The organism is Fulvivirga maritima (assembly GCF_021389955.1).
Classification (GTDB): domain Bacteria; phylum Bacteroidota; class Bacteroidia; order Cytophagales; family Cyclobacteriaceae; genus Fulvivirga; species Fulvivirga maritima.
In genome coordinates, this window is sequence record NZ_CP089980.1 from 4,971,185 (window position 1) to 4,986,483 (window position 15,299).

Genomic DNA, 15,299 nt, shown 5'->3' on the forward strand with positions numbered 1-15,299 from the left:
TTATTAATATTCTGTGGGGTTGTTTTTACCTTTTTTGATTTTGTATTGATCTTTGAAGCGGTTAAGGACCTTCTTGTTAAGGTCGCCTGTGTTATAAAGCGCATGCAAAGCGGTCCAGGCGATGTGTATGGCATCGACCTCAAAATGGTGGCGTAGCTCGTTAACAGTATCACTCAGGCCAAAGCCATCGGTTCCTAGTACTGTGTAATTTTCAGGCATCCAACTTGAAATGGATAGGGGTAACGCTTTCACATAATCAGTAGCAGCAATGCAGATATCATTTTTAGAAAAGGCTGATTCTGTAAGAGATTGTTCTTTTTTACCTTCTATATTATTCATACGAGCGCTGTCTCGAGCATTGTCATATAGCTTTTTGTAGCTAGTAACACTCCATATAGACACTGGTATTTCAAATTCATCTTCTAAAATTTCAGCTGCAGCCAGTACTTCTTTCATGATGGCTCCACTACCTAGGAGATTCACTACCTTGTTTTTACTCTTGTTTTTCTTGGCTTCTTTGTAGCAATAAAGTCCATCTATAATGCCCTGATCTACTCCTGATGGCTTTCTGGGCATGGGATAGCTGTCATTATTGACGGTGATGTAATAGATCAGGTCTTCTTTCTTCTGATACATCCGTTGAATTCCCTTTTTTATGATGGCGGAAGTTTCATAAGCAAAAGCAGGATCATAGGCCTCTAAATGAGGAAAGGCGAGCGCAAAGAGATGTCCTTGTCCATCTTGATGCTGAAGTCCTTCACCTGATAGGGAAGTTCTACCAGCAATACCACCAATCATGAAACCTCTGGTGCGGGCATCTAAAGCGGCCCAAATGAGATCACTTATTCGCTGAAAGCCAAACATACTATAAAACATAAAAAACGGAATGGTATACAGCTTTTCTGCATTATGGTGAGTGCCAGCCGCTATAAAAGTAGATATGGCTCCCGCTTCGGTTATTCCTTCTTCTAATATCACGCCTTTTTTCTTTTCATTATATTGAAGAAGGCTGCCTCCGTCTACAGGATCATATTGCTGCCCCTTGGGGTTGTATATTCCTACATTGCCAAAAAGCGCGTCTAATCCTAGAGTCCGCGACTCATCTGGAATGATGGGTACTATATGATCTGTCGTGTTTTTATCTTTTAGCAAAGAGGAGAGAAGTTGCATAAAAGCACCATTGGTAGTGGCCTCTTTCTCGCCTGATCCGCTGTCAAATGACTTGAATATTTTGGCAGAAGGCATTTTAAAGTCATAGTCCATTACTTCTCTATTGGGTAATTGGCCTAAGAGATTTTTCCTTCTTTGCTTGATGTATTTTACTTCATCACTGTCTTCTTCAAAACGATAGAAAGGGTAGTCCTTCAATTTCTCATCGGTAAGTGGTATTTCTAGCTTATCTCTATAATCTTTTATTTCTTCTAGTGAAAATTTCTTTTTTATTGTGAGTGACATTACTGGCTTCTCCTGCCTCTCCCTGACCATGTCCCTTGGTGGTGTGAGCCAGAATTACTACCGGACCGTCTTTGTATTCTACGGCTTTTTTATAAGCGTTATAAATCTTTACTAGGTCATGACCTCCTTTGCCCAGTCTTTCCAACTGGTCATCAGAATATTCTGCTGCCAGCTGTTGGAGTGATTCACTTTGGCCAAATAGCTCTTCTCGTAATTGGCTACCAGAAGCAATGGACCATTTTTGTAGCTCGCCATCTGGGGTTTCTGCCAGTACTTTCTTTAGTGCTCCTGACGTATCTTTAGCCCAAATCTTATCCCACTCACTATTCCATACTACTTTTATGACCTTCCAACCAGCTCCTGAAAATATATTGGCCATTTCAGAAATAATATGGTTGTTACCCCTTACAGGTCCATCTAGTCTCTGTAAGTTGCAGTTAACTATAAAGATAAGATTATCTAATTTTTCTCTACTAGCTATGGCAAGTGCCCCGGTAGATTCTGGTTCATCCATTTCTCCATCTCCAAGATAGGCCCATACCTTAGTCTCTTTATAGGAGGTTAACTCGCGGTGCTGTAGGTATTTGAGGAAACGAGCCTGGTAAATGGCTTGAATAGGCCCAAGACCCATTGATACAGTGGGGAATCTCCAGTATTCAGGCATAGACCGAGGGTGGGGATAAGATGGAAGACCATCTTTATACTGAATTTCTTGTCGGAAATGCGTGAGCTGCTTCTCAGTCATATCATGAGCCACATATGAATAAGCATATAGCCCTGGGGCAGCATGGCCTTGCCAGTAAACTATATCAGGATGATCCCCCTCATAGCCTCTTAAAAAGTGATGTAGCGCTACCTGAAACAAATCTGCCTCAGAAGAAAAAGTAGAAATATGACCTCCTAATCCACTATGTGTATGATTAGCCTTTGCCACCATCATCATGGCATTCCATCGTATCGCCCTATCTATCCTTTGTTCCAGATCAATATCTCCCGGGTAGGCTACCTCTTCATCAGCAGAAATAGTGTTAACATATTGTCCAGATTGGGCCGTGCCGTTGAGATTTATGCCATATGACTCCGCTTTTTGGTTAAGTAACTTCAATAGTTGAGAAGCATGGGCCTTAGATTCATTTTCTATTATCCATTCGAGAGATGATATCCATTCTTGTTCTTCTTCCGTGTTGGTTAGTTTCTGATCCGCCATAGTAAAATATTTTATTAAAATGTGTCAAAAATTGTTCCTCAGGCCTTGATGAGCTCAGAGCTGGATTGGGCTGATTTGGTGTGAAAAAATATGCCCGATTTGTGGATGTTTTCGTAATGAAATATGCTGAGCCAAGTTAAGCGTTCAGAGGCTTAGTGGAGCAGTGTATATTTTTCTACGAAATAGGATAAATTTTGTGATATGTATTAAAAGTGTATTTTTTAAATTAAAAGTAATAGCTTCTCAATAATAGGGAGGTTAAATTAGTTTACCTATTTAAATCATTAAAGTTTAACCTAAACTACACCCTATGACAAAAGCTATAAAAACGGATAATTTTTTCCACCACGGTCTTTTTATGACTACTGTAAAATTAAAATAACTTCTTGATTTACAGTAATTACTACTAACCTGTACTACAGTTTCATTATTATTTAGGGTTCAATATCGTCGGTGTTGAGTAAGTAAGGCTTGGTTACCAGTAATGTAATTTAAGCTTCAGACTGACCTTTATATCCTTAAAGATTCTGTACAAACGTCAACTATTAGCTTCATGCGGCAGCTATAATAATAATGTTTCATCTGGCTAATATTTTTAACCAAGTGTAAGGTAAGTCCTTCAACTTGTGATTAAACGCACTTATAGTATTAAGTAACTGTATTTAACCTTGCTTTAAGGTAGAGATTGATGCAGTTATATCATCATTAAACACAATTCTTATGTTTAAACATTTAACTACTTTAATCTTATTATTATTAATAGGATCTGGAATAATTAATTATGCCAATGCCTATGAGCATGAGGTATGGCAATCAGGAGGTCGTTATTATTGGAAGACCTTTGATGTAGAACGAGGAAGTTCAACCGATTTGGCTGTAGCCGTAGAAGGGGCCATGGGAGATTCAGGTAATCGTGACATTCATATATTAACCAGTGGCACCTTATACTCTACCATTAATGTATCTCGCCCTGGTGTAAGGATACATGGACATGGAAACACATTTACCTGTAGTTTCTCAGGAAGTGGTATTCTAAACAATGGGCATGACGGATTTGAAATGCATAACTTAACCCTTAGAAATGTAGTGGGGGGCTACGGTATTCGAAGTAGTTCCGCCAGTAACCTTAGTTTTACTGACCTGAATTTGATCAATATCGATTGGATCGGTATACGCATAGATAGTAGAACCAGTAATCCGTGGAACTACACAGAGTACAATCTTTATATGAGAGATATTCTTGTTGAAAATATTGGCTCTCACGGCATCGAAACTTACAGTATTGATGGTGTAGACTTCGATGGTACGATGACTGCTAGGAATACTGGAGGTTGTGGTGTATTGCTCAATCAATCGCATAACGGAACTATTGAAACTGTAGATGCCTACAATTGTGATTGGGGAGGTGGTTATGCTGGTTTACGTTTCGCAAATGGATGTAGTAATATCACTGCCGAAACTCTCTATGCAGATCGTTGCGGAAGAGGATTTTTCATTGTTCAGTCAGGCCCTACCATCAATTGCCATTTGAATTACGCAGAAATTCGTGAATGTTCTGATGTCGGTATTTGGATAGAAAACGGAACTAACTGTAGCGTTGAATCAGGATGCAGCGAGTCAGGGGTAGCCGTATCCGGAGCCGGAAGTTATGCTAACGTAACAAATAATTGCTCTGGTGGCGGCTCAACCTCGTATGTTCAGTTTCAAAACCGTGCTACAGGCTTATATCTAGATGGCATGGGGCGTACAGCTAATGGGGAGACATGTGGACAATACGCTAATACCACTCATGTCAACTCACAATGGGAACTGGTAGATGCTGGGGGAGGCTATTATCAATTGCGAAACCGAGGTACGGGCTTATTTCTAGATGGGATGGGTCGTACCAATAATGGGGCCGAGTGCGGGCAGTATGCCAATACTACCCATGTGAATGCCCAGTGGTCTCTGCAACAATACAGTGGCAATTATTATCGGCTACAGAACCGGGGAACGGGCTTATTCCTGGATGGTCTGGGCTACACCGCCAATGGAGACGTGGTAGGACAATGGGCAAATTCAACCAGTCAGAATGCGCAGTGGCAGATGATCAATGTAGGAGCCGGTTCGCGTGTGGTTGCTACCAAGACCACCGTAATACCCCATTTAAATGATGTTCCCGATCAAATAGGAACAGAACTTTTTTATCCAAATCCGACGACCGGCGTGTTAAACATCCGGTTGAAAGAACATGGCGAAACAACGGTAGCCAAAGTATATGATCAGGCTGGGCAGATGGTGATGAGCGAAAAACTCACTTATCAAAACAGTCAGATTGATGTGTCTTTTTTAAAGTCGGGGGCCTATTTTGTAGAAGTATCAACTGCTTCAGGAATTAATAGGTGGAAGCTAATCAAACAGTAAGATATTCTTCCACCATATACTAGATTGCTTTAGTATAGGAAGAGAATAATGTCAAGGCAGCATTTTTTTATTAACTCTTTTAGCCACTCTATGGCCAGTGAGTAAAAATTATGAGCGCTGCCTTTCATTCGATCTTCCTATGCCAATTATCTCACAAAAGTCAATCAATACTGATATGAACAAATTACACTCAATTTTTAGCCTGCTATTGATAGCTGTTTTTTCAGTGACGGGCTACCTAATAGCTGAAGCGCAGGTAATTCAAAATAACGAATTTTGGCATGATACAAGCGGAAACCCCATTTATTCTCAGGGAGGAGGTGTGTTGAAAGTTGGCGATACGTACTATTGGTACGGCGCTAAGTACCGGGGCGCAATTACCTATTTTAACGATCCTTATTCAGGGAAGAACGGTGACACTGGGTTTCTTGCCATCACATGTTATTCTTCAACGGACCTGGCAAATTGGACGTATGAGGGGGATGTGATGACTCCTGCTGATGGTTTACAAGCTGGCTGGGTCGGTCGGATTGGTTGCGCCTATAACGCCCCAACCGGTAAATATGTGTTAATAGCCCAAATGTACCCTGGTCTCGCGTTTGGCACCAGCGACACCCCTACCGGCCGTTTCACCTTGGCTGCTACGCAATCGACCATCGGTAACGTGGTCAACGATATGTCCGGAGACCAATCGGTATTTACCGATGACAACGGGCAGGCTTATTTGGCTTTCTGCAACGTGCGAGGAAGGAACAACCAGTATGTTTCGCGGCTTCGCCCTTCTGATTATCTATATGTAGAACCGGCAACACGAATTCACCGGGCGTCCTCAGGCCGTGAGGGAAATGTGATGTTCAAACACAATGGCACCTATTATTTCATTTCGTCGGACCTTCATGGCTGGAATACATCAAGAACATATTGCATCACCGCATCAAACATTTTAGGACCATATTCAAATGAGTTTGTGATTCAAGGTTCAGAAAGGGATTACTCACATGTGACACAGAGTGGACTTGCATTTGCCGTTAATGGCACGTCCGGGTCTTTCGTTATGTTTGGTGGCGATCGCTGGGCCGACTTTGCCGGAAACGGAGTAGGGTACAACCAATGGGTGCCCATTTCTTTCAATGGAACAACCCCAATCTTTCATTCGCTGAGTCAGTGGAATATCAATGAGTCTGCAGGTACATGGTCGGTTGGCAGTGGTAACAACTACGTGCTAAACCCTAATTTTGAAGCCGATAGAATTGACGTGAGCACCGTGACCGGCTGGACTAACTGGGTAGGTAGTGGTAGCAACCCCAATGGAAATCTTCAAGGCAGCCATTTTCCCGGACGCTTTTGTTTAGAGCAGTGGAGTTCCTCGCCTTATGAGGCTAGTATGTTTCAAACGATCTCACTGCCCAATGGAACCTACACATTGAAAACCTGGGTAAAAAGCAGCGGAGGACAGACTGCTGCTCGCATATATGTCAAGGGCTTTGGAAGTAGTGAAAAGACTTATTCAATCAATCAGTCCATTAGCTCCTGGACCGAAATCACTATCCCAAATATCAACGTAACCAATGGCTCAATTGAAGTAGGCGTTTACTCTAACGCCAGCGGAGGAAATTGGGTGAATGTAGACGACTTTAGTCTGATTTCCACTGGCGGTGCTAATCCTGGTACTACCTACGTCCGGTTTCAAAACCGCGCTACCGGCTTGTTTCTGGATGGCATGGGCCGTACAGCCAACGGAGAAGCCTGTGGTCAATACGCCAACACCACTCATGTGAATGCACAATGGGAACTGGTAGATGCCGGAGGCGGATACTATCAACTACGAAACCGTGGCACGGGTTTATTTCTGGATGGGATGGGCCGTACCAATAACGGAGCTGAATGCGGACAGTATGCCAACACTACCCATGTCAATTCCCAGTGGTCGCTGCAACAGTACAGCGGAAGCTACTACCGGCTACGAAACCGCGGAACAGGATTATACCTGGATGGTCTGGGTTACACCGCCAATGGAGATGTGGTAGGACAATGGGCTAATTCTACCAGTCAGAATGCGCAGTGGGAGATGATCAATGTAGCGACTAATGCGAGGGTAGTTACTCAAGAAAATATAATGCTTGAACCAGAAGCTGGAAAAACCTCTGATGATATTCTCTTTTACCCCAACCCGACAAGCAATATGTTCAATATACAATTGAAACAGAATGATAGGGCTGCAGGTGTGAAAATCTTCAACTTATCTGGCCAGGTCGTGATGAGTAGTAAACTATATAACAGAAACAACCAGATTATTGTGAAGGATCTGCAAGAAGGGACTTACTTTATAGAAGTAACGTCTGATTATGGAACTACTAGGTTCAAGATGATTAAAGAATAAAAAACCCATTTCGGCAACTTTCTGATTAGGTTAGGCCCCTCATTTTAAACTGAGAAGGAGGGGCCAACCTTGCCTATAGATGTATTTATATCGGAAAAGCCAACCAGAAGCTACCCTTAACTAGAAAATTTATTAACCAATCAACCTAATTTTTTTATGCAACAACAGAATATCCTAAGGCAGTCTTTCATGATATTTTTCATGATAGCATCTGCTTTAAGTTTTAAGCCACAGATAGCATCAGGGCAGATTCCCAGTACTTATTCTACCAATGGAGCCTGGTGTTGGTTTGGTGATCCTCGAGCTGTTCATTATCAGGGAAATTCTGATAAAACCTATATAGGCTGGATTACCAGCGACGGATCTATTGTCGTATCCAGTTACAACCACGGCAATGGCAACGTTACTGACAAGGTTTTGGCGCCTCAATTTCAGCAAGATGATCACGCAAATCCATCAGTTTTTGTTAGAAATGATGGGCGTATTATGGTGTTTTATGCTGCACATTTTGGGGCAAGAATTTACTGCGTTACATCCGATAATTCTGAAGATGTTAGTTCATTTAGCAGCCCGATTACTTTTGGATCAAACGTTACTTACCCTTGCCCATTCCAGATTGGTGAGTCTATTTATGTTTTCTTTCGCGGAGGTTCGGATTGGCATCCGTATGTGAGTGTATCTCATGACGGCGGGCAGACATGGAGTACACAACGTCGATTTATTGAAGGAGGAGGCCAAAGACCATATACTAAGTATGTTCAGGATGATTCAGGTGGCATTCATGTAGCATTTACTCATGGACATCCCAGGCAGGAAGGTAACAACAAAATTTATTATGTCTATTTTAAAAATGGCAATTTCTATCGTGCCGACGGTTCGCTAATAAAGAGTTATTCAAATTTTACAAACCCAATCAATATTGACTCCGTAGAGGCAGAGGTGGTCTACGATGCCAGCAATGGCAAGGGGTGGATATGGGATATTGCTGTTGATAGCAATAATAGACCAGTATTGACTTATGCAGCTTTCCCTACTGATAATAATCATCAATATTACTATGCTCGCTGGAACGGTTCGTCTTGGTCAAATTATTATGTTTCAACGGGAGGCTCTTGGTTCCCACAAACTCCAGGAGGATCAACCGAACCAGAACCGAATTACTCAGGAGGTATTTGTATAGATCACAGCAACTCAAATGTAGTTTATCTTTCGAAGCCTGTAAACGGAAGTTTTGAAATTTTTCAATATTCAACTGCTAACGGTGGTGTCTCATGGTCTTCCTCTCAGGTGACATCAAACACGCCAAACGGGATTTTAAATGTTAGACCTTATGTTCCTGTAAACCGCAAATCTGGTGATGTTGATTTGCTTTGGATGCGGGGTACTTATGAGTACTATACAGATTATCACACAGCGATTATGTGCAGAAAATCAGAGGTGGAGCCAGTGTATAGAAACAGCTATAATTTAGATTTTGGAACATCAGAGTCACCCGTAGCACCCGGAGCGATAAGAGTTACCGAAGCTACTACTATGGGCGCATCTTTTGGCTGGGTTTCTGGTGTAGGGCTAAATTCAAGAGATAGGGGCATATCTAACTCAATAGAGACCGATTTTGTTTTTGGTGCCACTGGCCGGTTCAGGGTCAACATTGACAATGGTAACTATCAGATCTCCATAATTCAGGGAGACAATAATTATGAGCATGATAATATGTCGGTTACTGCTAATGGTAAAACAGTGGTCTCCAATCTGTCCACAACCGCTGGTGAATTTGTTACTACTGAGTTTGAGATTAATGTTACAGGTAATACGATTGATTTTGATTTTACTGATGACGGTGGTTCTGATGCTTATTGGGTAGTTAACTTGATTCAGATTTCACCTATCGATAACGCATACGGATATGTTCAGTTTAAAAATCGTGCTACAGGGTTGTTTCTTGATGGCATGGGTCTTACAACTAATGGAGAGGCTTGCGAACAATATGCCAACACCTCTCATGTGAACGCTCAATGGGAGCTATTAGATGCTGGAGACGGATATTATCAACTTAGAAACCGTGGAACAGGTTTGTTTTTAGATGGTATGGGGCGTACCAATAACGGAGACGAATGTGGACAGTATGCCAACACTACTCATGTGAATGCCCAGTGGTCACTGCAACAATATAATGGCAATTACTATCGGCTACAGAATCGGGGAACGGGCTTATTCTTGGATGGTCTGGGCTACACCGCCAATGGAGACGTGGTAGGACAATGGGCAAATTCTACAAGTCAGAATGCACAGTGGCAAATGATTAATATTAACACTAATAATCCTAGTGCAAGGATAGCAGACAAAGAGTTGGAACATAATGATGTAGATACTAATAGGGTTATACTTTACCCTAATCCGGTTGATGGAATATTAAATATTGTGTTAAAAAATAAAGCTCAAGCTGAGGTTGAAATTTCAAATCTTGCTGGTCAGGTAGTCATTACTAGGTTAATAACATCTAATGATAATCAGATTAATATGGATAACCTAAAGCCGGGCACTTATATAATTGAGGTTTCATCTGCTTCGGAAATATGTCGATGGAAGCTCATTAAAAAATAAAAAAGTAGTTGTAAGCCCATCGTTACATGAGAGTGAGCAATGGGCTTAAAACATGAAATTAGGGCAAAATGTGTCCTTTTATATAGTTAAATATTTCTGAGTTCAACCTATTAAATTTAATCTCTTATGAATTTTATTAAACCTATTCGAAATTTTTCCTCTTGGTGGGCCCAAGATAAGGAATTGAAAAACCCTACTGATTTTACCTTTAGAAAAAGTTTTAAAGGGCTGGTTCAATCATTAAGTAAATCAAGCTTTTTGAAGTGTTTTACCTGTTTAATGATCATCGCAAGCCTTGTGAGTACCGTAAAAGCACAATATTTAATGGAAGACCTAAATCGTGGGGTGGTAGCAGTAAGAACCAGCGGTAGTCAGGTTTTTGTTAGTTGGCGAATGTTCGGGACTGATCCATCCAATGTAGGATTTAACCTTTATCGAGGTAGTACTAAGGTTAACCCCACACTCATCACTAATTCTACTAATTATGTAGATAATACATCAACCAATGGCAGCTACTCTGTAAGGCCTGTCATAAATGGGGTAGAGCAGGAGGCATCCGAATCAGTATCCGTTTGGGGACAGAATTATATGACATTAAACCTGCAAAGACCAAGTGGAGGATCAACCCCTTCTGGCAGCTATTCATATTCTCCTAATGACTGTAGCGTAGGAGATTTAGATGGCGATGGCGAGTATGAGATTATTGTAAAATGGGATCCTTCTAATTCTAAAGATAACTCTCAGTCTGGTTATACCGGGAAAGTTTTTCTTGATGCTTATAAACTCGATGGTACGCAACTTTGGCGAATCGACCTTGGTTGGAATATTAGAGCAGGAGCACATTATACTCAGTTTATGGTTTATGATTTTGATTCCGATGGAAAGGCAGAGGTAGTTTGTAAAACTGCTGATGGAACACGTGATGGACAAGGCACCGTAATAGGAAATGCTTCAGCAGATTATAGAAATTCAAGTGGTTATGTGTTAGAGGGGCCTGAGTTTCTCACTATTTTTAATGGGCAAACCGGAGCGGCTATGCATACAGTTAGTTACCTGCCTGCGCGAGGTAGTGTTTGTAGTTGGGGAGATTGCTATGGCAACCGTGTAGATCGGTTTCTGGGTGGCGTTGCTTATTTAGATGGGCGAAACCCCTCTATCATTATGGCCAGAGGCTATTACACCCGTAGTGTGGTTGCTGCCTGGGATTTTAGAAATGGCCAGCTCACTTCCCGATGGGTGTTTGATACTAGTAATGGTTGGGGAAGCTATGCTGGCAAAGGAAATCATCAGTTGAGTATTTCAGATGTAGATGAAGATGGAAGAGACGAAATAGTTTTTGGAGCTATGGTAGTAGATGATGACGGTACCGGTTTATATACAAGCTCATGGGGCCATGGCGACGCTATGCACGTTTCTGATCTTATTCCAAGTAGGCCAGGCCAAGAGGTTTTTACGCCCATAGAGTGGGCCAGCGCCAACCCCTCTAACGGACGCCCTGCGGTGGTAATGAGAGATGCAGCTACTGGGGAAATTATATGGGCTAAATATAAAGATGGAGACATTGGCAGAGGATTAAGTGCCGATATTATGCCCGAGTATCCAGGTGCAGAAAGCTGGGCATCTAGTGGTCTTGGTGTATATAGCAGTACTGGTGTTTTGGTGAGTAACAATATACCTTCTATTAACTTTGCCATTTGGTGGGATGGTGATTTAAGTAGGGAATTACTGAATGGAACTACTATTTCCAAATATAACTCAGGAAATCTACTTTCTCCAGGAGGTGTCTACTCTAACAATGGTTCCAAATCCACGCCTAATCTTTCGGCTGATCTTTTTGGCGATTGGAGGGAAGAGGTGATCTGGAGAACCAGCGATAATCAAAGTTTAAGAATTTATACAACTACCGCCACTACTAATGAGCGTCTTTATACTTTAATGCATAATCCTCAGTATCGTGTAGCTATTGCATGGCAAAATGCTGGCTATAATCAACCACCATGGACTAGCTACTATTTAGGAAGCGGGATGTCTACTCCTCCGCAGCCTAATATTGAATTAGTGGGAGGGGGTAGTAATCCTCCTAATGAAGGTAATATTAGTGTGCGAGCCAGAGGGATTGATGGTAGTGAAATAATAGAAGTAAGGGTAGATGGTAACACTGTGGCTAGCTATCAACTATCAAGTAGTTATCAAAACTATTCGGCCGATGGTTCAGGAAATATTACCGTGCACTTTGTGAATGATGCTTCTGGGCGTGATGTTCAGATAGATTATATTGTAGTAGATGGTGTCACCGTACAATCTGAAGACCAGGTAACCAATACAGGAGTATGGCAAGATGAGTCGTGTGGAGGTTCTTACAGCGAATGGTTACATTGTGGTGGGTACATAGATTATGGCGCCTTTGAGGCTCCCGAGGTTACTACTATTCAGGAAAATACGCAAGGCTTCTGTTCAGTAGATGGAGCTATAGAAAGTAATAACAGTGGTTATACTGGTAGTGGTTTCGCAAACACAGACAATACGATCGGCTCGGGGATCAATTGGAGTGTAAGTTTTAATAGCCTGGAAAATTATAACTTCACTTGGAGATATGCTAATGGAGGTGGCACTGATAGATCAGCGAGGCTTCTTGTAAATGGTTCTGTAATAGCTTCTTCTGTGTCATTTCCTCAGACTGCAGAATGGACCAGTTGGAATACTGTAACAGTAAATGTTAGTTTACCAGCAGGAATAAGTGATATTAGGCTGGAGGCTACACAAGCCAGTGGTTTAGCTAATATTGACTTTATGGAAATAACCGGAGCTGCTTCTGCAGTGAACTGCAGCAATGATTTGAGTAGTGAATTAATTGCCAATTATAATAATCCTGACTCTAAAATAGTTAATAAAGAATCATTTGAAACTCATGAGTTATTGTTATATCCTAACCCTTCTGATAATGTGCTAAATATTAGCTGGCAAGGATCGATCAAGCAAGGAGATAAGCTTGAAATCTTTGATGCTAATGGACAAATCAAAATAGAGCAGGAAGTAATAGATAATTATTTTACTATTGATGTCAGCGATTATCCAAGTGGCATCTATATTGTTTCGTTCACAACTGAAAATGGAACAGTTTCTAAGAAATTTATTAAATGATTTAATTGGCATAAAACTGTTCTTCGAGTAAGAAGGGCAGTTTTATGTTAATTTATTTAGGTTTGAAAACCAACACTATTTTCAATTAGTTGCTGTGTACCTTTACATTCAATATTCTTTATTTTCTTCTACATAAATTTTATAAGCCAGAGCCGGTTTGTAATTATCGGATGGAGTAATTGGCTTATGGTTTAATGATGCTTTTCTCTCCGGCTTGAATGGTTTCCTTTGTGTGAAGAATCAGGTCATTACATTAAATATGAATGATAAAACCGCCTATGCAGTGAATAAGATGACAAGGGTATATTCAGAGATTTTTTGCGGGTATTGATAACCTGGATGGTATTGTTACCGATGGCAGTAATGGTTCTTTTGTATCAGGAAGCTGTCAAGGGCAAATATTTCATATTGATGCGCAAGGGCAAAAAGAACTAATCCTTGATTTGGGAAGAGATAAAATCATAACCGCAGATATTGAATATATAGCTGATCAAAATCTGCTATTAGTGCCTACATTAAATAAAACGGTAATTGCTTATAAGTTAAGAGCTCAATAATAATTTTCATGATGAGGGAACAATTGGTGAAGTTATATTAGTTATTCCAAACTTTACACCATGTTCCAGGTAAATGTAGATTTAGTGATACTTTACTGTGAAAGCACATTTTTGATCTTTTGCACCACATCGTGATCTTGTTTATACTTCTTCTTTCTCTGATAGATGAAAATAAGCAGAAAGGAAAAAACAAGCAGAACAGCAGTTACAATTAGGCCTGAAACCTTAAGGAAAATATCATGCTGACTGTTAATTCTTGACTGTTTTACATCACGGTAATGATTTTGAATTTCAGTATCTAGCAGAACCTGTAGCTTTTTGTAATCAAGCTGCTCTATCACTTCAGTTTTAAGTTGCTCTTGTTGTTTTTTCAGGTCTTCAATTCTGAAAATGTCATTAACATCAACTTGACTACTCACTGCGAGCTCTCTCTGAGATTTGGAGATAAGATCTAATGTGATGATAAAGACTTCATTATAAGAATCTTTATTGGCTATAGAAACAGCTTGATTAAGAAGGTTTAAGGCCTTCCCGTGCTGCCCTTGCAATTGGTATAATTCACTTTCAATATTGAGGGTTTTAATTTTATGTTCGATCTCTAATGGGGTGTTTTTTTCAATTTTATGAGCTTTAACCAGCCATTTTTCAGAGTTTTTGAAATCGCCCTTAAAATTTAAGGAGTTGGCAATATTTATATATACTGCGTGCTTTTGATTGTCAGAAATGTCGTTAAACGATAATGCTTTCTCATAGTTTGATAAGGCTTTTCCGTAATTCTGTTTTAGATATTCAACATTACCGAGCTTTTTATATAACTCACTTATTTTTTCATCCTGATTCTTACTTGATTTGTTTTGACTTACAATAGCCTTTTGATAGTAATTTTCAGCTTCTTGCCAATTGTCTTTCTTATAATAACACCCTGCTATGTTAGACTGAGTCCTGGATAGATAGTCCCAATCATTAACTTGTTCGTAAAGAGAGGCCGCTTTTTGGAAATAAGATAGCGCTTGATCATACCCCTCAATGTGGAAGAAAATATCGGCTATGTTATGTATTGCATCAGCTTCCCAAAGGTATTCATTTGAGTTAGCGAATAATTCTGCCGCCTTTATATAATGACTTACAGCCTGTTGATATTTCCCACCTTCATTTAAAATAAATGCTTTGCCATATTCTCCACGAGCTTGGAAATAAATACTACCAGTTTCTTTAGCTATGGTTAGTAGCTTATCGATATGGCTTTCAGCTATTGGTATATTAGTTTTTTTGTATCTCTTATATAACTCATAATAAGCAGATATGCGACTTTTAAGCTCTAAATCATCATTTTTCAAGAGATTTTCTATTGACTGAATGTCATTCGGTAATTCTGATGAAGCATTGATACTTTCAGGGTCAGCACATGCCATTAAAATGCTACATAGTAGAAGCAGGCAAGCGATTGCTTTAGGAGTTTTTTGTAAAATTTTCATTGGGTATAGGTTGGTTGATGTCAATAAATGTTAAATAACTAACATGTGTATCATATGGTATAATGTTAAAATTTCTT

General features: G+C 40.4%; 7 protein-coding genes. 4 read left to right on the top strand and 3 right to left on the bottom strand.

Annotation, left to right across the window (positions count from 1 at the left end; all coding sequences use genetic code 11):
* Positions 1-3: 3 nt before the first annotated feature.
* Positions 4-1,455 (bottom strand): transketolase-like TK C-terminal-containing protein, encoded by a 1,452-nt coding sequence (locus LVD15_RS20930; RefSeq protein WP_233777155.1) that lies wholly within the window; start codon positions 1,453-1,455, stop codon positions 4-6.
* Positions 1,403-2,662: a thiamine pyrophosphate-binding protein gene (locus LVD15_RS20935; RefSeq protein WP_233777156.1), complete on the bottom strand. Its 1,260-nt coding sequence runs from the start codon at positions 2,660-2,662 to the stop codon at positions 1,403-1,405. Before LVD15_RS20935 ends, LVD15_RS20930 begins: the two co-directional genes overlap by 53 nt.
* Positions 2,663-3,382: 720 nt before the next feature.
* On the opposite strand from LVD15_RS20935, the gene LVD15_RS20940 reads away from it, so the two are divergent.
* The 4 genes from LVD15_RS20940 to LVD15_RS27020 all read left to right on the top strand — a co-directional run bounded on the left by LVD15_RS20940 (position 3,383) and on the right by LVD15_RS27020 (position 13,190).
* Entirely contained in the window at positions 3,383-5,065 is a 1,683-nt protein-coding gene (locus LVD15_RS20940) for an RICIN domain-containing protein (RefSeq protein ID WP_233777157.1), read from the top strand.
* 175 nt (positions 5,066-5,240) lie between these two features.
* A complete protein-coding gene (locus tag LVD15_RS20945; protein WP_233780994.1) occupies positions 5,241-7,445 on the top strand; it encodes an RICIN domain-containing protein in 2,205 nt (734 codons plus the stop codon).
* A gap of 156 nt (positions 7,446-7,601) precedes the next feature.
* The gene (locus tag LVD15_RS20950; RefSeq protein WP_233777158.1) at positions 7,602-10,049 is read left to right on the top strand and encodes a BNR-4 repeat-containing protein; all 2,448 of its coding nucleotides are present in this window, start codon (positions 7,602-7,604) and stop codon (positions 10,047-10,049) included.
* Positions 10,050-10,373: 324 nt separating this feature from the next.
* Positions 10,374-13,190, top strand: a complete 2,817-nt coding sequence (locus LVD15_RS27020; RefSeq protein ID WP_305038972.1) for a rhamnogalacturonan lyase family protein — start codon at positions 10,374-10,376, stop codon at positions 13,188-13,190.
* Between the two features lie 649 nt (positions 13,191-13,839).
* Here the strand turns inward: LVD15_RS27020 and LVD15_RS20965 are convergent.
* The gene (locus LVD15_RS20965) at positions 13,840-15,222 is read right to left on the bottom strand and encodes a tetratricopeptide repeat protein (protein ID WP_233777159.1); all 1,383 of its coding nucleotides are present in this window, start codon (positions 15,220-15,222) and stop codon (positions 13,840-13,842) included.
* Positions 15,223-15,299: the final 77 nt, after the last annotated feature.